This is a genomic window from Paeniglutamicibacter sp. MACA_103 (assembly GCF_045798555.1).
In the GTDB taxonomy this organism is placed as follows: Bacteria; Actinomycetota; Actinomycetes; order Actinomycetales; family Micrococcaceae; genus Paeniglutamicibacter.
In genome coordinates this window covers 26,336-46,508 of sequence record NZ_JBIXLN010000027.1, presented here as the reverse complement: position 1 = coordinate 46,508, position 20,173 = coordinate 26,336, and the positions used below count along the sequence as shown (strand labels likewise).

Here is a 20,173-nt window from a genome sequence, read left to right as displayed (position 1 = left end):
GGGGACGATCGTCTTTAAGCCGCGATCCCCGCGCCCGATGAGATGGACAACGCACCGGGGTGTCTGCAAGGACACCCCCGGTGCGGCTGCAAATGGCCGGCCGCTCCAATGCCACGGAAGATAATGGGACAAGGCCCCGCCTCGGGCCGAACGCAGAAAAGCCCAAGAAGGAGCCCGGTGAGCCAGCCACACAATCCGCCAACGAAACTCTTCACCCGGGATTTCCTGCTCGCCGCCGTCGCCAACCTCTTCATTTCCATGGTCTTCTACCTGCTGATGACCTCCATGGCGCTGTACGCCGTGGACAGGTTCCAGGCCTCCGACAGCGCCGCCGGGCTGGCCTCGAGCGCCTTCGTCATCGGTTCGGTCGTAGCCCGGCTCTTCGCCGGAAAATTGCTGCAGGTCCTGGGGCGCAAGCGGCTGGCCGTTCTCGCCCTGGGCGTCTTTTCCCTTGCGGCAGTCTGCTACATCTTCAGCAGCACGCTGTTGCTCCTGCTCATCGTGCGCCTTGTCCACGGCATGGCGTTCGGCATGGCCAACACCGCCATTGCCACCGCGGTCCAGTCGCTGATTCCGCAAGCGCGGCGCAGCGAGGGAACCGGCTATTTCGGGTTGTCCACCACCCTGTCCACCGCAGTCGGACCGTTCCTGGCCGTGCTGCTGGCCGGCAATGGCAGCTACACCTCCGTCTTCGTTTTCTGCACCATCTTCTCGACCGCTGCCCTGCTCTTCACCGTGCTGGTCCGCATGCCCGAACCGCCGCCAACGGCACACGTGTCCACGGCGCATGCCCGCCGCGGCAGCTTCATCCGTTCCATCATCAGCCCGGCGGCACTGCCGATTTCCCTGGTCATCCTGGTTTGCGGAATCGCCTACTCGGGCATCATTTCGTTCCTGGCACCGTTCCTGATCTCGAAGTCCATGGCGGAGGCTGCCAGTTGGTTCTTCATCGTCTACGCCATCACCGTGCTCCTGTCCCGGCTCTTCGCCGGACGAATCCAGGACCGTCGGGGCGACAATGCCATCATGTATCCCCTGTTGTTCGTGTTTGTCCTGGGCTTGGCCGCGCTCGCGTTCGAGCCCAGCGGCCTGAGCGTGGCTTCCGCAGCAGCCCTCACGGGTTTCGGCTTCGGTGCATTGATGCCCTGTGCCCAGGCCATTGCCGTGTCCGCGGTGACGCCCGCGGAACTGGGCGTGGCCACCTCGACGTTCTTCCTGATGCTTGATGTCGGGATCGGTTTCGGTCCGGTGGCCCTGGGCATGCTCATCCCCCACCTGGGGTACACCGGCATGTTCGGGATCCTCACCGTGCTGGCGGTCCTTGGCATCGGCCTGTACTTCCAGGTCCACGGACGCCATGCCCGCGGCATGCGGCGCAGAGCGGCCTAGCGCGGGTTCCCGAAAATCCGCCCCGGGCTGTCGCGGACGAAGGCGACGACCGTCCAGGCCGCCAGTGCCAATGCCGCCGCCCACAGGATCAGCAGTCCCACTTGCAGGTAGAGGAAGGCACCGACAAAGGATCCGAGCGTGATCATGGCCCAGAGTGCGCCGTACGGAAGCCACGCCCATTTGGGGCCGCCGACCAGTGCCGCGGCCAGATGCTGCCCCATCTTCACCAAGGCGCCGGTCATGTAGGTCAGTCCCACGCTCACTTCGCCGCGGCGCGTATAGGTCGCGTTGATGGCACCCATGGACATGGCCATCAAGATGGCGGTCAAGAACCCATGGACCGAACCCAAGGTGGTGAATGCCGAGGCCAACAGGAAGACCGAGGACACCGACAGCACGGCCCCGCGCCGGTGCACCGAGGGAACCTGGCTGGCCAGGGTGGCCACGGCCACGCCCAGCACGAAGCCGAGCACCAGCCCAATGGCCAGCGCCCACTCCAAATAGTTGCCTTCTGCGAGTCCCGCGCTGGAGCGGGTCGAGTTGCCGCTCATGAAGGAGACAAAGTATCCGCCGAAGTGGATGAACGCCACGCCGTCAACGAATCCGGCTATTGCGGTCAACCCACTGGCATAGGCGATTCCCCGCCACCCCAACGACCGCGCCACCTGTTTTCTCCTCATCCGCGCCAAGGCACGAAGCAACGCTCCGCCCGGGAACCTCAAAATAATTTGCTGCGGCTGCCATGAACAACGGCATCCGGCTCCTGCCCAGTCTAGTGATCCAGCCAATTCCCGCGGCGCACCTCAGGTGATCCGTGCCACGGGATCATGGCGGAATGAGTCCGCCGACTTACCATTGGAGTACCCCCCTTCCTACCAAAGGTTTGTTTTCGTGCCCCAATTTGCCCAGGCGCTTGCCCGCGGACTCAACGTCCGCCACGTCAGGTTCATGGCCCTCGGTTCGGCCATCGGCACCGGGCTGTTCTACGGTTCCGCATCCGCCATCCAGGCTGCCGGCCCGGCGGTCCTGCTGGCCTACATGATTGGCGGCGCTGCCGTCTTCATGGTGATGCGCGCACTGGGCGAAATGGCGGTGCGACACCCGGTTTCGGGCTCCTTCGGCCAGTACGCCTCCAAGTACCTGGGACCGTTTGCCGGATTCATCACGGGCTGGACGTTTGCCTTCGAGATGGCGATCGTGGCGATTGCCGACGTGACCGCCTTCGGCATCTACATGGGATTCTGGTTCCCGGACGTCCCGCGCTGGATCTGGATCCTGGCCGTGGTCTTCTTCATCGCAGCGTTGAACATGATGAAGGTCAAGGTCTTTGGCGAGACCGAGTTCTGGCTTTCGCTGATCAAGGTCTCGGCCATCATCGCCATGATCGCCGGCGGCGTGCTGATCGTGCTCTTCGGCTTCGGCCTGCCCGCCGAGGCGAACCCCGGCATCGGCACCCTGCTTGCCGCCGGCGGATTCTTCCCGAACGGATTCTGGGGCCTGTTGGCCTCATTCTCGATCGTGATGTTTGCCTTCGGCGGCATCGAGACCATCGGCATCACCGCAGGCGAGGCCGAGAACCCCAAGGCCGTGGTGCCCAAGGCGATCAACACCGTTCCGGTGCGCATCCTGCTCTTCTACGTCTGCACCCTGGGCGTGCTGATGATGATCTACCCGTGGAACCAGGTCGGTTCCGAAGGCAGCCCCTTCGTGCAGATCTTCGACAGCCTGGGCATTCCCGCAGCGGCACACATCCTCAATGCAGTGGTCATCACCGCCGCGATCTCCGCGATCAACTCCGACATCTTCGGTGCCGGGCGCATGATGTTTGGCCTCGCCCAGCAGGGCCACGCGCCCGCCTCCTTCGCCAAGATCTCCCGCAACGGAGTCCCGTGGATGACCGTGCTGACCATGGGCATCGTGCTGCTGGCAGGCGTGGTGCTCAATGCGCTGCTGCCCGAGTCCCTGTTCCTGATCATTGCCTCGATCGCCACGTTCGCCACCGTGTGGGTGTGGGTCATGATCCTGCTCTCGCACATCTCCATGAAGCGGGCCATCGCGCGGGAAAACCTTCCCGCCTCGGAGTTCCCCTCCCCCTGGTGGCCGGCGGCCTCGTACGCGGCGCTGGCATTCATGGGTTTCGTGATCGTGCTGCTGGGCGTCATGCCCGCAACCCGGGTCGCCCTGGTGGTGGGCGTGGTGTGGATCGGGCTGCTGTTCATCGCCTACAAGGTGTGGGTGCGCGGCAAGGGCCACGAACGCGCCGAGCTGGTCGACGAGACCGGGCGCGACTACGTACCCGCCGAATCGCGTTAACGGGTCCCGCCCAACCCCGGCTCTCTCATCGACAGGAAGCCGAGCCGTCTGCACAGCGGCTCGGCTTTCCGCGTACCCCTGCCGGAAAGATCACATCGGCGCCCGCGGCGTGCGGGGAATACGCGCCGCGGGCGGGCCGTTGCCAAGGGCATGACTGAAACCCGCTTGAGCGTTGATATTTATTCCGACATTGCCTGCCCGTGGTGCTTCATTGGCAAGCGCCGCTTCGAGAAGGCCGTCGAGGCCCTGCCCTTCGGCGAGAAGGTCGATGTGAAGTGGCATGCGTTCCAGCTGGACCCGTCGCTGCCCGACCACTTTGAGGGCAGTGAACTGGATTACCTCACGCAGGCCAAGGGCATGTCCTCCGACCAGGTCGCCGGCATGCTCGAGCATGTCACCGCCCAGGCCGCGGGCGAGGGCCTGAAGTACGACTTCGATGCGCTCCACGTTGCAAATTCGTTCACCGCACTGCGCTTGCTGGCCCTGGCCAAGGAACGCGGCCTCGGCAACGAAATGAAGGAGGCGCTGCTGTCGGCCCACTTCGAGAAGGGCCTGAACACCGGCAACAACGAAGCCCTGCAGGGCATCGCCGATTCCGTGGGCCTTGACCCGGCCGAAACGGCCGAGGTGCTCGCCGGCGACAAGTACGCCGATTCGGTGCGGGCCGACGGCGTCCGCGCCCGCGAGCTGGGCGTCAGCGGCGTGCCGTTCTTCGTCCTGGAGAACAAGTACGGGATTTCCGGTGCCCAGCCCTCGGAGGTCTTTGAGCAGGCACTGAGCCAGGTCTGGAAGGAAATCGGCGGCGAGAACCTGCAGATGCTCGGAACCACGTCGGCCGACGGCGCGGTGTGCGGCCCCGAGGGCTGCAACTGAGCCCTAGTTCCCCTTGTTGTCCGTCGACGGTTCCGCCTTGGCCGGGGCCGTCGACGTTTTTGCCGCGGCTTTCGGCTTCGGCGGGGTGCAGCCGAGCTTTCCGGGCTTCTTGTTGACGGATTTCTCCTTGACCAGGTCCTTGTACTTGGTGCCGATGACCACGTCCACGGTCTTCCCGGGACGCTTTGCATCGTAGACATACTTCAGGTCCTTGAGGTGCCGCTGCACGGTCATGGCCTGGGCGTAGCCGTCGGGCCCGGAGGTGATGGCCCCGACCACCTGGACGTTGGACAGGCTCGCGTTGCCCACCTCCCCCACCTTGAATCCGCGCTTCTTCAACTTGGTCGCGGTGGCCCCGGCCAGGCCGTAGATCTGGGTGCCGTTCAGGACGTTCACCGTCATCTTGCCCGGATCGATGTAGCTGAATTGCTTGGTGGGGCACGCCTCGTTCACCGCAACGGGAACCTCGGCAGCCGGCTTGGGTTCAAGCGCATCAATCACGAGCGTGCGCGTATTGACAAGGTAGGCCAGCACCAAGGCTGCTGCCAGCATCAAGACCACCAACATCAGGATGATGCCATGCCGGATGCGGCGTCGGCGCTTGATCCGGTCTTCCGTGGTGAACTCGGGGCTCACCAACTCGTCCTCGGAGATGATGTGGTGGCCGTGCCAGTCGTTCGGATCCTTGCTGCGTGCCAATCTGTCCCCTACTCTTCCAACACCAACACGCGCGCGTGCAGGATCGAACGCTGATGCAGCGCCGTGCGGACAGCCCGGTGCAACCCGTCCTCCAGGTAGCGGGTACCCTTCCATTGCACGACGTGCGGGAACAGGTCGCCGAAGAACGTGGAGTCCTCCGCGAGCAACGCGGCGAGGTCCAGGGTGCTCTTGGTGGTCACCAGCTCATCCAGGCGCACTTGCATGGGCGCGACGGAGGCCCAGTCCTTGGGGGTCACGTATCCGTGTTCCGGATAGGGACGCGAATCGCCGACAGATTTGAAGATCACTGGACCAGCTTAGGAAACTTCGAGCGCCGATGGGGGCGATTGGCTGATTTTTGTGCGAGTCGCGGTTGGACTACGTGACCTCGGGGCCCGCGTCAAGGGTTGCGACGCATGGATTCACAGTACGGAACGTGAAGTAACTTTCGCTGTCACAAACCGGTCACCCGGGTGCATTCTTGAACCATGAGTACAGTTCTCACCACCGTTCCGGTCTTAGACATGTCTACCGCACGTCGCGCCGATGGCACTTTTGATGAAGACTTCATTACTGCGTTGCGCGACGCTGCCCACCGCGTGGGCTTCTTCCAGATCACCGGCTTTGGCGCCGGCGAAGGCACGACGCGGGACTTGCTCAAGACGCTGGCCGATTTCTTCGCCCTCCCCGTGGAGCAGAAGCTGAAGCTGGACAACCGCACCTCGGCACAGTTCCGCGGCTACACCCGGCTCGGTGCCGAAATCACGCGCGGTCGCGCCGACTCGCGTGAACAAATCGACTACGGACCCGAACGCGAGGTCCTCGCCGATGTCCCGGCCGATGCTCCCTACCTGAACCTGCAGGGGCCGAACCAGTGGCCGGAGGATTTCCCGCAGCTGGAAGCCGCTGCCATGGACTGGGCACAGCTGATGAACAAGGTCGGCGCCGAACTGCTCTCGGCCCTGGCCGTGGGACTGGGCCTGCCGGAGGAATACTTCGACGAGCCGTTCGCCCAGAGCCCCGCGTGGATGGGCAAGCTGGTGCACTACGTCGGTGGCGGCATCGTTCCCGAAGCTGGCACCCAGGGCGTCGGCGCGCACGCCGACTACGGTTTCATCACCCTGTTGCTGCAGGATGCAGTCGGCGGGCTGGAAGTCCAGCCCTACGGCCAGGACGAATGGATCTCCGTGGAGCCGATCGAGGGCGCCTTGGTGGTCAACATCGGTGAAATGCTCGAGGTCGCCACCAACGGCTTCCTGATGGCAACCATTCACCGTGTCATCGCTCCCCCGGCCGGCGTGGACCGCTACTCGGTGCCCTTCTTCTACTCGCCGCGCCTGGATTCGGTCATCGGCACCGTGCCGCTGCCGGCCAAGCTCGCGGCCGATGCCCGCGGCGTCTCCGACGATCCGAAGAACCCCATGCTGGCCTCCTACGGCGCCAACGTCCTCAAGGGCTGGCTCCGCGCCCACCCGCAGACCGCCAAGGCGCACTACCCGAACCTGGTGAAATAGCACGACGCGCAGCAATGCGGGGTGTTGGTGGCCATAAGGGACCACCCACACCCCGCATTGCTGTCATATCGATGCCGATCAGGTGACCATTCACTAAGCTGTGTCCATGAGCGCCGCACGAACGGGCGACCAGCGCCATGCGGGCAGTTGGTTGTCGTCGCTAGTCCCCCGGATCATCACCAAGGGTGTGCCCTTTTCCCAGCTGCCCTTGCGCCGCAAGGTCGGGTGGTCGCAAATGCCCATGCTCATTGCCGCGGTCACTTCCTGCCTGTTGGCCACCGTGGCCGCTCCGGCGGAAATCTTCGGTGACCAGCTATTTGTTGCAGGTGTGCTGTTGACGCTGTTCAACAGCGTCTTGGCATGGACCGTCCCGTGGAAGTCCATCGGGCCAGAGCAGACGTATCTGGTCATTCCTGCGTTGGGCTTGATCTCGGCCACCTTGATGGCAGCGGGGGCCTACCCGTGGCTTAGAGGCGTGAGCCTGCTGATAGCCTTCCCGATTTTCTGGTTTGCCTGGTCGGGATTCGTCCCGCGCTTGACACTCCTGCTCTCGTTCGTGGTGCCACTGGCCACGAGCTGGCTGCAGCTGCTGCATCACGGAATCCCCTTCACTACGGAGGTGGTGGTCAATCCGCTGTTGATCCCGCTGACCATTCTGGCCCTGGCAACCACCACAGTCATTGTCGAGCACAATTCCGCGTTGGCGGAGCGGCAACTGCGCGCCACGCTGGCCACCAGCAGGCGCCAGACCCGGTTGCTCAACGCGGTGCTCAATGCCGCCAATGTCGGCGTTGTGGTGGTTGACCGCGACGGCCACGATCTTTTCATGAATGACGTCCAGCGCTTCCAGCATCGGCATGCCACCCCGCCGGGAATTCCCGACCCCAACGAGTCCCAGCTCTTGATCCGTGCCGTCTCCGGCGCCTACGAGCTGGTTCCGGAACTTTTGGCGGCCGAGGACCGGCCCGTCATTCGCTCCATCCGCCAGGAGGAGTTCACCGACGAACTCTTTGCGCTCGGCCCGCTCGAAGACCCCATGTACCTCTCGACCTCGGCCCGGTCCTTCTTTAACGAAGACGGCGAGTACGACGGGGCCGTGACCATGTTCAAGAACATCACCCCGCTCATCGAGGCATCCCAGACCCGGGACCGATTCCTGGCCAACGTGAGCCATGAGCTGCGTACCCCCTTGACCTCGATCATGGGGTATCTGGAATTGTTTGAGGACGACCCGACGCTCAGCGATGACCAGAGACAAGCGGTGGATGTCCTCTCCCGAAATGCCGAGCGGATGCTGCACATGATCACCGACCTGCTCACCGCGGCCGCCGGCCAGCACCAAGTCAATATCGCCACCATAGACCTGGGGTCCGTAATCCACGGCCAACTCGAATCCATGCGCCCGCGCGCCGCATCTGCGGGCATCGACTTGATCGAGGGGAACCTGTGCCACGAACCCGTGTTGGGCGACGCGCTGCGCATCGGACAGGTGATCGACAACCTCGTCTCCAACTCAATCAAGTACTCCGGAGCAGGAGGCTCGATCACGGTGGACATGAACTGCAACAGTGAGGAAATCTCGTTGCGGGTGGCGGACACCGGACGCGGCATGTCGCCCAAGGACCTGACGAACCTCTTCACCCGGTTTTTCCGCTCCGAGGAGGCCCGACGTTCCGGACTTCCGGGTGTCGGTCTTGGGCTGGCGATCAGCCACGAGCTGGTGGCGGCCCACGGCGGGCGGATCACGGCCGAGAGCGCACTGGGCAGGGGAACGACGATGACCGTCGTTCTGCCTCGCAAGGACCCGGGCGGCGGCCCCGAATCGTCCACCCGGCAGCTTGGATTCCCGACCATGCATCCGGACTCACGCCGCTAGCACTTGTGCCTTAACGGCAAAGTGTGGGTTCCAGGTGCACCGGAAACCCACACTTTACGTGGTTCGTCATGTCCACTCACGCCCCCATGAAGCGAGTGAAGAACCCTGTATTTGTATCCGCAGACTCGCCATCTTCCCCTTGTTCGGCGGAAACTGATGGAAAATCCGGCGGCTACCGATGACTATCCCTTGCCAACATCAATTTTCCATCCAGTCGAAGACAATATTGACGCACGGTATGCTCAAGAATTCGCGGCATTTCTTGAGGTTGCCTTGAGCATATTTGGGGCCGGATCGTGAGCTTCGCGCGTCAAGATGGGTGGCATGATGCTCGAGCCGATTTTCCCGGACACTGCGGTATGCGCGCAGACCCTGGGAAAACTGTGCTCGGAAGTCGGTCCGGAGTCGGTCAATGAATTCATCGCCCAGTTCAGCTCGCTGTGGCCCACGCGCATTGCACGACTCAACAAGGCGCTCGCATCCAAGGACGCTGCCGCCGGCGAGGATGCGGCACTCTCCTTGAAGTCGGCGGCGACCATGGCCGGCGCCCACATCCTGGCGACGCTGGCGATCCAGCTGCATGCGGCCTTCCGCGATGGCGACGACGCCCTGCAAGGCGAGCTCATCGGCCGAATTACGCGCGCCGGAACCTCAATCCTGGCGGTATTGGCCGAACCCGGCTTCGCAGAGCGTGCCCTGGGAGCCTATCGTCAGGCCGACTAGCGCCTGGCCACTGACCGATACCCCACGCCGCGCACTGTTTCTATCCAGCGTGGGTCCTGGACCGAATCTCCGAGCTTTCGCCGCAGGTTTCCAACGTGCACTTCCACGGACCGCTCATCCGCCGACGAGACGAATGTCCCGGCGTCCGAGTCCTCGTCGCGCAGCCGCCTGACCAAATCGGATTTGGTGCGAATGTGCCCCCTGGCGCCCAAGAGCAAATCAAGGAGGGTGAATTCGGTAGGCGTAACGTTTACCGGTTCACCATCAACGTGGACCGAATACGTGGCTATGTTCATCACCAACCCATTGAGGGTGCGCACATGGTCGGTGTCTCCCGGCACTTCGGGCTCGGTGCCTGACGTGTTTTCGACAGGCACCGTATTCAATGGCATCGTAGGGTGCGTGGTGCGCCTGCGCATGATTGCATCGACCCGGGCACGTAGCTCTCGGGGGCGGAACGGCTTGGTGACGTATTCGTCGGCACCGGATTCCAGCCCCAGGACCGTGTCGATCTCATCGGCCCTCGCTGTCAACATGAGGATGTGCGCGTCGGAGATCATTCGGATCCGCCGGGCAGTCTCGAATCCGTCAATGTCCGGCAAGCCGATGTCCAGGGTCACTAGATCGGGATCGTGGAAGCCAACCATTTCCACACCCGAGACGCCGGAGTCCGTGGAGTGCACGTCAAATCCCGATTGCTGCAGCACGACCTCTAGCAAACCCCGAATGTCGGCATCGTCTTCCACGACCACTGCGGTACGGGACTTGGTCACCACATTCACCTCTTCAGCTGGGTTGAAACGGCGATCCCGGTGGCTCGCCAAGGGCATGTTCGTTAGTCTAACGATTTTCGGGCCTCAAGGCGCTGCTTAAACGAAATCGGCCCTGACGAGATTTCTCAAGTCAAGACCGATTCCGTATCCGCGGAGGATGGGGGATTTGAACCCCCGAGGGCGTGAACCCAACACGCGTTCCAGGCGTGCGCCATAGGCCGCTAGGCGAATCCTCCAGCTTGCTCCAAAGAGCAGGTTCCAGCATAGCGGACATTTTCGGTGACAACTAATCGATGCGTGAAGACCGCATTGAAATGCCCACTCCCCGCTCCTGAAGCACTTATCCGCACATCCCCAGCCGCGCGCGCTCCGGACCCACAGGGCGCGGTGGGGCCCCGACCGCACACGCCCCTTCCAAGCTGTACTGAATTATGGGAAAGTTCGCGGCTCATCAGAGCAATATGGGACCCGAGGGCGGTGGCGTACCTCCTGCCGGGTCACGCTATTACACCGGATTGGACGGCGCCTGGACGGCTTGCGTGGAAGGGTTCCTTGAGCGAACTCCCCTCATGAGGGCCGTTACGAAGCTCACATCCTCGCAATGCCCCCGGACCCCGGCGCAGGGACTCGGGCAACTCCGTGAGCTCAGCCGGATCCGGGCCATGATTGACGGCCTGGAATCCACTTTGCTGGCAGACACCAGCGAAATGGTGCAACGCGGAATGCCCACCCCGCTTTCAGAGGAAAACCCCACGCTCTTTGACTACAAGCGAGAGATCGAGGAGCACGGCTTTCCCCTTTCCCGGGCGGACCAGGATTTGAACCGCTCCTCGTTTGTCGCCGAGGCCGCCATGGTCACCCGCACCTCCGAACGCTCGGCCTTCAACCGCCTGGCTACCGCCGAGGGCCTGCGGTATGTCCATGAGGAGTCCCTGTTCGCCCTGTACTCCGGCAGCATCACCTCACGCACGGCGGCCGCGCTCGTCAAACAGACGCGCGGCATCCCTCGCGCAACTGCCCGACAAATCGAGGCGGGCCTCCTGCCCACGGCGACCACGGCCTCCGACGCCTCGATGTCCTTGCGCATCAAGCGCGCGCGGGAGCGCCTGCACCCGGAACCGGCCGCAGACCGCCGTACGCGGGCCGAGATGGGGCGCTCGTTGATGTGGTGGCCCGAGGAGGACGGGATGGCGGTGCTGCAGGCCTACCTGCCGGCCGAGGACGTGCTTTCGATCTACAACACCGTCTCCACCCACGCCAACCTGCTGCTTTCCAGCGAACAGGAGCGGCCCCTGGGCCAGTTGCGGGCCGATGTTTTCCGGGATTCCCTGATCGACGGCTGGCCGGGGCGAGTCAAGAGGAAACCCCCGCTCTTCGTGGGGCTGACGATTCCGGCGCTGGAACTGCTGACAAACCCGGATCGCGGAATCGCCAACCTTGAGGGATACGGCCCGATTCCCTTGGGGGTTGCCTTGCGCCTTGCTGCAAGGGCCCCCTCGCTGAAGCCCATACTCACCGATCCGTGGACGGGTTCGATCCTGGATCTGGGCCGCAAACGCTACAAGCCCTCGAAAGCACTGCGTGATTTCCTGCGGGTGCGCGACGAGCATTGCCGCTTTCCCGGGTGCCGGAGGGCCCCGGAGCTGTCCGAGTTCGACCACATCGACGATTGGGCCGCCGGCGGTGGGACGTCGGTGCAGAATGCGCAGCTATTGTGCAAGAGGCACCAGATCTACAAGCACGTGCTGGGCTGGCAGGCAGTCTATCTGGGCAACGGATCGCTCCAATGGCGCACTCCCCACGGCGTGACCCAGCTGGAACTGCCCGACGGACTGCTTTACCCGCGCCCGCTGGGGCCCGAACCGCCACCGGTCCAGTTGATGCTGCCGGGAACCACGATCGACGCGCAGACCAAGAGGTTGCTGGGTTGGGACGAGCCCGAAGGCATCCCGGGGTTTCCGGACGATTCTCCCGAACCGTGATCGGGCTTGCCGGGCAGAGCAAGCGTCGCGGATTTCGGGCCGGGGCCCTTCCTCGGGTAGACTATTTGTCGGCCCCTCATGTGGTGTCATCCTGTTGAACTCCCCCAGGACCGGAAGGTAGCAAGGGTAGATGGGCTCTGGCAGGTGCATGAGGGGCCTTTACTATTTGCCCGGGGATCGTTGAGCCCTTCACCTCGAATCCGGGAGTCGAAAGGGAGTAGTCCATGGGTGCCGGTCGGTTCGCCCCCAGCCCCTCGGGGGACCTGCATCTGGGCAATCTGCGCACGGCGATCCTGGCTTGGCTCTTTGCCCGGTCCACCGAACGGAAATTCCTGATGCGCGTGGAAGACCTCGACCGCGCTCGTGCCGGCTCCGAGGCCCTCCAGCTCGCCGACCTCGCCGCCATCGGGCTCTCCTGGGACGGAGATATTGTGAGGCAAAGCGAGCGGTCCGGACTCTACGCCGCCGCCCTTGACGAACTGCGGGCACGCGACCTGCTCTATGAATGCTTCTGCACCCGGCGAGACATCGCCGAGGCCGCCAGCGCCCCGCATGCCGCCCCCGGAACCTACCCCGGAACCTGCCGGGGGCTCACCGAGGCGGAACGCGACGCGAAGCGCGAATTGCGCCCCGCTGCATTGCGGCTCCGCACGAACGTGGACTCCTTCACCGTCACCGATCAGTTGCACGGCACGTACACCGGGGTCGTCGACGACTTCGTGGTGCTGCGCAACGACGGGGTTCCCGCGTACAACCTGGCCGTGGTGGTCGACGACGGACTCCAGGGCGTCGACCAGGTGGTCCGCGGCGACGATTTGCTCTCCTCCGCCCCACGGCAGGCGCACCTGGCACAACTGCTCGGTTACCGCATTCCGGGTTACGCCCATGTCCCGCTTGCCCTGAACTCGGACGGCAAACGCCTTGCCAAGCGGGACGGCGCCGTCACGCTCGCCCAACTTGCGGCTTCGGGCATTGACGCCGATGCTGCTCGCGGCGCGATCCTGGCCTCCCTGGGACTGCCGACGACCTCGTTGGACGCGGCCCTGGCTGCCTTTGAACCAACCTCGCTGCCCACCGACCCGTGGGTGTTCACAACCGATCCGAATGCGCTTGGCACCGGAAAACCGATAGGGTGGCCCTCGTGAGTACAGCTCTTTACCGTCGCTACCGTCCTGACAATTTTGCGGACGTGATCGGGCAGGAACATGTCACCACGCCGCTGATGACGGCCCTGGAAAAGAACCGGGTCAACCATGCCTACCTTTTCTCGGGTCCGCGCGGCTGTGGCAAGACCACGTCCGCCCGCATCCTTGCCCGCTGCCTGAATTGTGCCCAGGGACCGACGCCGACCCCGTGCGGCACCTGCCCCAGCTGCATCGAGCTGGCCAGCGGCGGCCCGGGTTCCCTTGACGTCATCGAGATCGACGCGGCCTCCCACGGTGGCGTCGACGATGCCCGCGACCTGCGCGAACGCGCGACCTTCGCCCCGGTGCGCGATCGCTACAAGATCTTCATCATCGACGAGGCCCACATGGTCACCTCGGCCGGCTTCAACGCCCTGCTGAAGATCGTCGAAGAGCCACCGGAGCACATCAAGTTCATCTTCGCCACGACCGAGCCGGACAAGGTCATCGGCACGATCCGCTCGCGCACCCACCACTACCCCTTCCGGCTGGTGCCGCCCGAGCCGCTGATCAAGTACCTCGAGTACCTGTGCACCGCCGAGGGCGTCACCGTGGCCCCCGGCGTGCTCTCGCTGGTCATCCGCGCCGGCGGCGGGTCCGTCCGCGACTCGCTCTCCGTGCTTGACCAGCTGATTGCCGGTGCCGGGCCCGACGGCCTGGACTACGAGTTGGCCGTTTCCCTGCTGGGCTACACCCATGCCTCGCTGCTTGACGACGTGGTAGACGCCCTGGGCGCCGGCGACGCCGCAACGGTGTTTGCCGCCGTGGACCGAGTGGTGCAGACCGGGCACGACCCGCGACGCTTCGTCGAGGACCTGCTCGAGCGCTTCCGCGACCTGATCATCGTGCGCGCGGTGCCCGAGAACGCCTCCCAGATCATTCGCGGCCTGCCCGAGGACCAGCTCCAGCGCATGCATGCCCAGGCCGCGGGGCTTGGCCAGGCCGAGCTCAGCCGCTGGGCGGATGTCACCAATGCAGGGCTGACCGAGATGACGGGTGCGACGTCGCCGCGCCTGCATCTCGAGCTGCTCTGCGCCCGACTGCTGCTTCCGGCATCCGATGCCACCGAGCGCGGCTTCAATGCGCGCATGGACCGGGTCGAGCGCCGCCTGGCCTACGCCGGCGACGACCTTCCGCCGATGCCTGCCGGCGACGGCGGATACGCACCCGCAGGCGGTTCGACAGCGCCTTCCGGCGCCGCCGGGTACGAGGGCGAAAACACCGGTCAAGGTGCGGCGGCCGTGCGCGAGGCCCTGCGTGCGGCCCGCGCCCAGAAGGAGGGCGGCGCACCCGATGCACCGTCCGTGCCCGAATCCGTCCCGGCCGCATCGACGGTCCAGGAACCGGTGGCCCGCCAGGCATCCGAGCCTGCACCGGCATCGGCATCGGCATCGGCATCGGCATCGGCATCGGCAGAACCTGACACTGCCGCGGCGTCCGCACCGGCTGCCACAGCACCGTCGGCGCCCGACGAGGCAACCCCCTCCGTGGAGGAATCCACCGGCCACTCCGCCGATTGGGGAGGCACCTGGGGACCCGTTCCCGACGCTCCCGCCAACCCCGTCACGGAACCGGTGTCGCCGGCACAGGGTTCCCCAGTGCAGCCCCCGGCAAATGTTCCGCCGTTCAGCATCCTGCCCGACCGTTCCGCCGAGGCAGAGGGCGAGCCCGCTGCACCCGCGCCCGAGCCGGCGCCGATCCAGCAGAACCAAGCCATGGCCGACTTCGCGAAGAAGGTGAAGGAGGACCAAGCAGCCAAGGAGCGTGCCGCCGCCGAGCAGGCAGCGGCCCAACGCGCGGCGCAGGAAAAGGAGGCAGCCGAACAGCGCGCCGCCCAGGAACGTGCGGCGCAGGAACGTGCAGCTGCCGAGCAGCGCGCAGCGCAGCAACAGCAACAGCAACAGCCACAGCAACAGCAACAGCAACAGCAACAGCAACAGCAACAGCAACAGCATGCTCCGTCCCAGCCCCAAGGCACGCAGCGACCCGACACGCCGCAACAGGCCCAGCAACAACGGCAGCAACAGCCTCCGCAGCAGCCTTCACCCCGGCAACAGCAGGGCCAGGCCCCGCAGCAGGGCCAGCCATCGCAACCAAGCCAGGCTCCGGCCGCGCACTCCGGCGGCACGGGATCCGTTGAGATGTTCCGGCGCGCATGGCCCGACATCCTGGAAGAGCTGAAGAGCAACAAGAAGTTCGTCTGGATGATGGTGGCGCCAAACGCCTCGGTGACCGGGTATGACGGCCGCACGTTGACCGTCAGCTTTGCGCACAGCGGCGCACTGACCGCGTTCACCGCGCGGCAGGAAAATGTCGCGATCCTGGGGCAGAGCATCAACAAGGTGCTCGGCGTCAACGTCGAGTTGGCCATCGCAGCAGGAGGTTCCGCACCGGCGGGTGGTTCTGGCCCAAAAGTTGATCGCCGGCCCGAGCCGGCGGTGACCAATGGTCCAGCTGAATCCGCACCACAGCAGCACACCGCCCCCTCCCCCTCCAGTGCGCCCGCTCCCGGCCACCCCGGACGCGGCACCGCACCGCTTCCGGCAACTCCGCAGGACGCGGCACCGCCTGCCTCCCGGCCCGAGCCGGTAGCACCGGAACCCATGGCGGCACCGCCGGCGGCACCTGCCGCACCGCAGCCCGCGGCCCCCCGTCCCGTCGTCCAACCAGCCCAGCCGCAGGCGTCCGCGCAGCCCGCGGCCCCACGGCCCGTTGTTCGGCAGGAACCCGTACAGCCGCCCGCCGACGTCGTGCGCCAGGATCCGGCCCCGGTGCCGGAGCGGCCGGCACCGGCCGTGGCCCCGTCGGACGAGGATCCGGGCTACGGACCGGAGCCCACCTGGGATTCCGAGCCGTGGGACGATGGCGGCGGCGACTGGGATGCCTCTTCGGTTCCCGTGCCCGACTGGGAACCGGACCTCGGCACCGCCGGGGCGGAGCCTGCCCGCGATCCTGGCACGGCAGCACCCGCCCCCGCTGCCGGCGGGACCTCGCGTCCGGCCGCGCCTGCCCCGACTGCCCCTGCCGCACCCAAGGGCTATGTGGCACCCGCACCGTCGCTGGGCGTTGCCGATCGTCCGGTGGCCCCGCCTCCCGGCGCGTCGGCGGCGACCTGGGGCATGCCGGTTCCGGCCCCGGCACCCGCGGCCGAAAACGCCGCGGTGCCCGGCGCACCCGCCGGTCCGCCCGCCGGCGCCAACGGCGGAAAGCTCAGCCGCTACCAGCGGCTGATGAACCGTGCCGCGGGGATCACCGGATCCGCTCCGGCACCCGCGCCCATCACCACGGACCCGGCGGCCGGCGCCTGGGGCAACCCCGACGACGCCCCCGACTTCGCCCGCCCGCGCCCCGCCGCACCGGATGAAAATCCGCGCACCCCCGAACCTTCCAGGGCCGTAGAATTGGATGACACGGAGTTCGTCCCCAGCGACGACGACATCGAGATCGAGGATTCCTCGCTGATCGGCGTCCCTGCCATCGAGCGCATCCTCAACGGCCGCATCATCGAGGAACGCGACGCGCAGGGCAACGTCATCGAGCGGGCCAACCGGCCCCGCTGACCATAGGGCCCCCGGGCCGGTATCCAGCGTGGGAGCGGGCGTGTAGTGTCTGGTGCACGCAAACATAGTTGCAGCGAACAGCAAGATTAGGCAGTGTGAATCCAAGTGTACGAAGGCGCAGTCCAGGAACTGATTGACGAGTTGGGCAGGCTTCCGGGCATCGGCCCCAAGTCGGCCCAGCGCATTGCCTTCCACATCCTGGAGGCCGACCCGGAGGACATGAAGCGCCTGGCCCAGTCGATCTCCGTGGTCAAGGAACGGGTGAAGTTCTGCACCGTATGCTTCAACGTCTCCGAGTCGGAGACCTGCTCGATCTGCCGCGACGAACGCCGCGGCGATGACATCATCTGCGTGGTCGAGGAGTCCAAGGACGTGGTCGCCATCGAGCGCTCGCGCGCCTTCACGGGCCGGTACCACGTGCTGGGCGGGGCCATCAACCCGATCAACGGGATCGGCCCGGAGCAGCTGCACATCCGCGAGCTGATCGCCCGGCTGGGCGACGAGCGCATCACCGAGATCATCCTGGCCACCGACCCCAACCTGGAGGGCGAGGCGACGGCCACCTACCTGGTGCGCACGCTGCGCCCGCTGGGCATCAAGATCAGCCGGCTGGCCTCCGGGCTGCCGGTGGGCGGAGACCTCGAGTACGCCGACGAGGTCACCCTCGCCCGCGCCATCGAGGGCCGCCGCAACACCGCGCCGGCGGCCCCCGCCGCTCCCCTGGTGCGCACCGCGCTGCCGGCCCAGGAACCGGTTTCCGCCTCCTGAGGTCCGCGGCGACTCAGCCGCGCAGGCGCTCCATCTTCGGGTCGAAGAGCGGATCCGCCGCCACCGTCGCGGGAATCCGGCGGCCGAAGTACTCGATCTCGACCTGGTCCCCCTCCACCGTGGTGGCCGGCAGCCAGGCGTAGGCCAGCGGCGTGCGCACCGTGTAGCCGTACGCCGCACTCGTCACGTACCCGGCCGGGGCGCCGTCGAGGTACACCGGCTCCTTGCCCAGCACCATGGATTTGCCGTCGTTGACCGTCAGGCAGCGCAGGGCACGTGCGGAGGGCTTGTTGCGCAGCGCGTCCACCGCCTCGGCACCCACAAAGCCCGTCTTGTCCTTGGCGATGGAGAACCCCAGGCCGGATTCGAACGGGTGGTGCTCCGGGGTCACGTCGGTGCCCCAGAGCCGGTAGCCCTTTTCCAGGCGCAGCGAGTTGAACGCCCCGCGCCCGGCGGCGATGATCCCGTGTTCGGCCCCCGCCGCAAAGAGCACGTCCCAGAGCCGCTGCCCGTTCTCGGCGCTGGCGTAGAGTTCCCAGCCGAGCTCGCCCACGTAGGACAGGCGCATCGCGGTGACCGGGATCCCGCCGATGACCACCTCCTTGCTGCGGAAGTACTTCAGCGAGTCGTTGGTGAAGTCGTCGGCGCTGACCTTGGCCACGACCTCGCGGGCCAGCGGCCCCCACAGCCCGATGCAGCAGGTGGCCCCGGTGATGTCCGCGACGTGCGCCCATGCCGCCGGGTCAGCCGCCGCCTGCCGACGTGCCTCGACGGTGAAGTAGTCCAGGTCGATGTTCCCGTTCACGCCCAGCTGGAAGCGGTCTTCCCCCAGCCGCGCGATGGTCACGTCGGAGCGGATCCCGCCGTCGGCGTTCAGCAGCAGGCAGTAGGTGACCGCTCCGGGCTTCTTGGCGATGTTGCCGGTGCTCAGTTTCTGCAGCAGCCCCAGGGCGCCGGGCCCGGTGATCTCCAGGCGCTTGAGCGGGGTCATGTCGTACATGGCCACCGCGGTGCGGGTCCTGTGGGCCTCCGCCGCCGAGATCGGTGAATGGAACTGGTCGGACCAGGAGTCGCGCTCCGGGGACCGCCACTGATCGGGCAGCGTGTCGAGCAGGTGCCGGTTGGCCTCGAACCAGTGCGGGCGTTCCCAGCCGGCGGATTCCAGGTGGAAGGCGCCGAGTTCGTCCTGGCGGGCGCGGAACGGGCTGGAGCGCAGGTCCCGCGGGGAGGTGCGCGGCTCGAGCGGGTGGCGGATGTCGTAGATCTCCACGAAGTTCTGCTGCGAGGTCTCCGAGACGTATTCCTTGGTGGTTTGCACCGCCTCGAAGCGGGTCACCTCGCCCTCGTGCAGGGAGATGGTGGACTGCCCGTCGATGAGCAGCTCGGCCACGGCCCGGGCGATGCCGGCCGAGTGCGTGACCCAGACGGCCTCGGCCAGGTAGAAGCCCTCCAGCTGCGGGGCGGCGCCCACCAGCGGGCCGCCGTCGGGGGTGAAGGAGAAGATGCCGTTGAAGCCGTCCTCGATGGACCGGGAGCGCAGCGCCGGCAGCAGCACCCGCGAGTCCTCCCAGGAGTCCAGGAAGTCCTCCTCGGTGAAGTCCAGCCGCGAGGGCATCTGGTGATCGCTCATGTTCTCTGCCGACACCTTCGCCAGTGTGTGAAGCTCCACCGGCATCGGGCGGTGGGCGTAGGAGCCGATGCCGATCCTCTCCCCGTGCTCGCGGTAGTACAGGTCCTTGTCCTGGTGGCGCAGGATCGGCAGCGAGGCCCCGTTGGGCCCGGGGTTGTGCCCGGCGAGCTCGGGCAGCGCGTCGGTGGTGACGTATTGGTGGGCCAGCGGCAGCAGCGGCACGCGCATCCCGATCATCTCCCCGATGGCCGGGCCCCAGAACCCGGCGCAGGAGACCACGATGTCCGCCTCGATGACCTCGTCCTCCCCGATCCGCACCCCGGTGACCTTGCCGTCTTCCTGCTCGATCCCGGTGACGGTGGTGTTCCCCAGGAACCGCACCCCGGCCGCGGTGGACTTCTCGATGAGCAGTTGCACGGCCCGTGCCGCGGATGCCAACCCGTCGGAGGGCACCAGGAAGCCGCCGAGCACCGCATCCTCCCCCAGCAGCGGGTAAAGCGCCTTGCACTCGTCCGCGTCGATGAGCCGCGATTCGAGCCCCCAGGAGGTGGCGAAGCCGTGGCGGCGCTTGAGCTCCTCGAGCCGTTCCGGGGTGGTCGCGACCTCAAGCCCGCCGACCTGGTTGAAGCAGGAGGTGCCGTCCTTTTGCAGGGAGAGCAGCTTGTCGACGGTGTAGCTGGCGAACTCGGTCATCGACTTCGAGGCGTTGGTCTGGAAGACCAGGCCCGGGGCATGGGAGGTGGATCCGCCGGCCAGGTGCAGGGGTCCCTGCTCGATGACGGTGGTGTTTTTCCAGCCGCGGACGGCCAGCTCGTCTGCCAGGTTCGCGCCGACGATGCCGGCCCCGATGATGACGACGCGGGGTGCTTGGTTCATGGAAATGCTCCTT

At 65.9% G+C, this 20,173-nt stretch carries 15 protein-coding genes, 1 tRNA gene and 1 other RNA gene; 11 read left to right on the top strand and 6 right to left on the bottom strand.

Going from position 1 to position 20,173, the window contains the following annotated elements; all coding sequences use genetic code 11:
* Positions 1-177 precede the first annotated feature (177 nt).
* Entirely contained in the window at positions 178-1,389 is a 1,212-nt protein-coding gene (locus tag ACIPVK_RS13680; protein ID WP_407612526.1) for an MFS transporter, read from the top strand.
* Here ACIPVK_RS13680 and ACIPVK_RS13675 read toward each other — a convergent pair.
* Positions 1,386-2,009, bottom strand: coding sequence for a YoaK family protein (locus tag ACIPVK_RS13675; protein ID WP_407612525.1), 624 nt, complete (start codon positions 2,007-2,009; stop codon positions 1,386-1,388). The genes ACIPVK_RS13680 and ACIPVK_RS13675 overlap by 4 nt on opposite strands.
* Before the next feature lie 328 nt (positions 2,010-2,337).
* Here ACIPVK_RS13675 and ACIPVK_RS13670 point away from each other — a divergent pair, with 328 nt between their 5' ends.
* Together ACIPVK_RS13670 and ACIPVK_RS13665 are read left to right on the top strand one after the other, a co-directional pair.
* Positions 2,338-3,702, top strand: coding sequence for an amino acid permease (locus ACIPVK_RS13670; protein WP_407612549.1), 1,365 nt, complete (start codon positions 2,338-2,340; stop codon positions 3,700-3,702).
* Between the two features lie 165 nt (positions 3,703-3,867).
* Positions 3,868-4,575, top strand: coding sequence for a DsbA family protein (locus ACIPVK_RS13665; protein WP_407612524.1), 708 nt, complete (start codon positions 3,868-3,870; stop codon positions 4,573-4,575).
* Between the two features lie 3 nt (positions 4,576-4,578).
* Here the strand turns inward: ACIPVK_RS13665 and ACIPVK_RS13660 are convergent, their stop codons facing one another.
* Positions 4,579-5,274: a LytR C-terminal domain-containing protein gene (locus tag ACIPVK_RS13660; protein ID WP_407612523.1), complete on the bottom strand. Its 696-nt coding sequence runs from the start codon at positions 5,272-5,274 to the stop codon at positions 4,579-4,581.
* 8 nt (positions 5,275-5,282) lie between these two features.
* Complete coding sequence (locus ACIPVK_RS13655) at positions 5,283-5,582, bottom strand: type II toxin-antitoxin system VapB family antitoxin (protein ID WP_407612522.1); 300 nt, start codon at positions 5,580-5,582, stop codon at positions 5,283-5,285.
* A gap of 180 nt (positions 5,583-5,762) precedes the next feature.
* Between ACIPVK_RS13655 and ACIPVK_RS13650 the strand changes: the two genes are divergently transcribed.
* From ACIPVK_RS13650 to ACIPVK_RS13640, 3 genes are all read left to right on the top strand, one after another.
* Positions 5,763-6,788, top strand: coding sequence for an isopenicillin N synthase family dioxygenase (locus tag ACIPVK_RS13650; RefSeq protein ID WP_407612521.1), 1,026 nt, complete (start codon positions 5,763-5,765; stop codon positions 6,786-6,788).
* A gap of 106 nt (positions 6,789-6,894) precedes the next feature.
* The gene (locus ACIPVK_RS13645) at positions 6,895-8,664 is read left to right on the top strand and encodes a sensor histidine kinase (protein ID WP_407612520.1); all 1,770 of its coding nucleotides are present in this window, start codon (positions 6,895-6,897) and stop codon (positions 8,662-8,664) included.
* Positions 8,665-8,988: 324 nt separating this feature from the next.
* Positions 8,989-9,387, top strand: a complete 399-nt coding sequence (locus tag ACIPVK_RS13640) for an Hpt domain-containing protein (protein ID WP_407612519.1) — start codon at positions 8,989-8,991, stop codon at positions 9,385-9,387.
* On the opposite strand, the gene ACIPVK_RS13635 is transcribed toward ACIPVK_RS13640, so the two are convergent.
* On the bottom strand, positions 9,384-10,160 hold the full coding sequence (locus ACIPVK_RS13635; protein WP_407612518.1) for a response regulator transcription factor: 777 nt from the start codon (positions 10,158-10,160) through the stop codon (positions 9,384-9,386). The genes ACIPVK_RS13640 and ACIPVK_RS13635 overlap by 4 nt on opposite strands.
* Before the next feature lie 151 nt (positions 10,161-10,311).
* Positions 10,312-10,396: transfer RNA gene (locus tag ACIPVK_RS13630), tRNA-Ser, on the bottom strand.
* A 426-nt stretch (positions 10,397-10,822) separates the two neighbouring features.
* Here ACIPVK_RS13630 and ACIPVK_RS13625 point away from each other — a divergent pair.
* From ACIPVK_RS13625 to recR, 5 genes are all read left to right on the top strand, one after another.
* Positions 10,823-12,142 (top strand): DUF222 domain-containing protein, encoded by a 1,320-nt coding sequence (locus tag ACIPVK_RS13625; protein ID WP_407612517.1) that lies wholly within the window; start codon positions 10,823-10,825, stop codon positions 12,140-12,142.
* Positions 12,143-12,209: 67 nt separating this feature from the next.
* Positions 12,210-12,306: signal recognition particle sRNA small type (gene ffs / locus ACIPVK_RS13620), an RNA gene on the top strand.
* Between the two features lie 60 nt (positions 12,307-12,366).
* Positions 12,367-13,287, top strand: coding sequence for a tRNA glutamyl-Q(34) synthetase GluQRS (gluQRS, locus tag ACIPVK_RS13615; protein ID WP_407612516.1), 921 nt, complete (start codon positions 12,367-12,369; stop codon positions 13,285-13,287).
* Complete coding sequence (locus tag ACIPVK_RS13610; protein WP_407612515.1) at positions 13,284-16,886, top strand: DNA polymerase III subunit gamma and tau; 3,603 nt, start codon at positions 13,284-13,286, stop codon at positions 16,884-16,886. Before gluQRS ends, ACIPVK_RS13610 begins: the two co-directional genes overlap by 4 nt.
* A gap of 105 nt (positions 16,887-16,991) precedes the next feature.
* Positions 16,992-17,654 carry a recombination mediator RecR gene (gene recR, locus ACIPVK_RS13605; protein ID WP_407612514.1) on the top strand — a complete coding sequence of 221 codons (663 nt, stop codon included), beginning with the start codon at positions 16,992-16,994 and terminating at the stop codon, positions 17,652-17,654.
* A gap of 13 nt (positions 17,655-17,667) precedes the next feature.
* Here the strand turns inward: recR and ACIPVK_RS13600 are convergent, their stop codons facing one another.
* Positions 17,668-20,160 carry an FAD-dependent oxidoreductase gene (locus tag ACIPVK_RS13600; protein ID WP_407612513.1) on the bottom strand — a complete coding sequence of 831 codons (2,493 nt, stop codon included), beginning with the start codon at positions 20,158-20,160 and terminating at the stop codon, positions 17,668-17,670.
* Positions 20,161-20,173 lie beyond the last annotated feature (13 nt).

Excerpts from the sequence above, each read along its gene's own strand:
- ACIPVK_RS13625 (WP_407612517.1), top strand. The coding sequence starts at position 10,823 with ATGATTGACGGCCTGGAATCCACTTTGCTGGCAGACACCAGCGAAATG.
- ACIPVK_RS13650 (WP_407612521.1), top strand. The coding sequence starts at position 5,763 with ATGAGTACAGTTCTCACCACCGTTCCGGTCTTAGACATGTCTACCGCA.
- ACIPVK_RS13640 (WP_407612519.1), top strand. The coding sequence starts at position 8,989 with ATGATGCTCGAGCCGATTTTCCCGGACACTGCGGTATGCGCGCAGACC.
- ACIPVK_RS13670 (WP_407612549.1), top strand. The coding sequence starts at position 2,338 with ATGGCCCTCGGTTCGGCCATCGGCACCGGGCTGTTCTACGGTTCCGCA.
- ACIPVK_RS13645 (WP_407612520.1), top strand. The coding sequence starts at position 6,895 with ATGAGCGCCGCACGAACGGGCGACCAGCGCCATGCGGGCAGTTGGTTG.
- gluQRS (WP_407612516.1), top strand. The coding sequence starts at position 12,367 with ATGGGTGCCGGTCGGTTCGCCCCCAGCCCCTCGGGGGACCTGCATCTG.
- ACIPVK_RS13600 (WP_407612513.1), bottom strand. The coding sequence starts at position 20,160 with ATGAACCAAGCACCCCGCGTCGTCATCATCGGGGCCGGCATCGTCGGC.